This is a genomic window from Caballeronia sp. LZ003 (genome assembly GCF_031451465.1).
In the GTDB taxonomy this organism is placed as follows: Bacteria; Pseudomonadota; Gammaproteobacteria; order Burkholderiales; family Burkholderiaceae; genus Caballeronia.
On the sequence record NZ_JARUXJ010000093.1, the window covers coordinates 1 to 832 of the forward strand.

At 58.3% G+C, this 832-nt stretch carries 1 protein-coding gene; it reads left to right on the forward strand.

The features are described 5' to 3' along the window. Positions 1-15: 15 nt before the first annotated feature. Positions 16-832 (forward strand): phage tail protein (locus QCE79_RS33155; protein ID WP_309851702.1); only part of this gene is annotated, 817 nt, incomplete at its 3' end.

Sequence of the window (832 nt, forward strand, 5' to 3'; positions counted from 1 at the left end):
AGCGCAGTGGCGGCGATGCGCATCACCTCCGATAAATTCGACCGAATTCCAGTCCGCTCATACGACGTGAAGGGGTTGCTGGTTGAAGTACCGGACAACTACGATCCGGTCGGCCGCAAGTACGGCAAGGAGTGGACCGGGAAGTTTAAGCGCGCGTGGACAGACAATCCGGCATGGATCTTTCGAGATCTCCTTCTCAACGGCCGCTACGGCGCTGGTGCCTGGCTGCGGGATTCCCATGTCGATCGCTTCGCGTTATATGCGATTGCGAAGTACTGCGACGAGAAGGTTCCAAGTAGTGGCGGCGGCACAGAGCCGCGGTTCACCTGCAATTGCTACATCACGACACGTTCGCACGCGTTCGCCTTGTTGCAACAGCTTGCGAGCGTATTTCGCGGCATTGCCTACTGGAGCGCGGGCAGTGTGCTGACGTCGGCCGACATGCCGTGCGATCCGGCATATATTTACAACCCGAGCAATGTCGTGGAAGGGGTGTTCAAGTACACCGGGAGCGCGCTGAAGTCACGTTACACGGCGGTGATGGTCACATGGTGTGACCCGAACAACGGATTTCAGCGGGCCGTTGAAAGCGTCGAAGACCTTGATGGCATCGCTCTATACGGTTACAACACGGCAGAAATCACAGCGTTTGGCTGTACCAGCCGATCGCAGGCGCAACGGGCTGGGCATTGGCTTCTTGAGACCTCGCGCTTGGAGACCGACACCGTGACATTCGGTGTCGGTCTGGATGGAGCGCTTGCGCTTCCAGGACAGGTGATCGAGATTGCCGATCCGTTGCGCTCGCAGCGTTCGATAGGTGGGCGAATTAAGG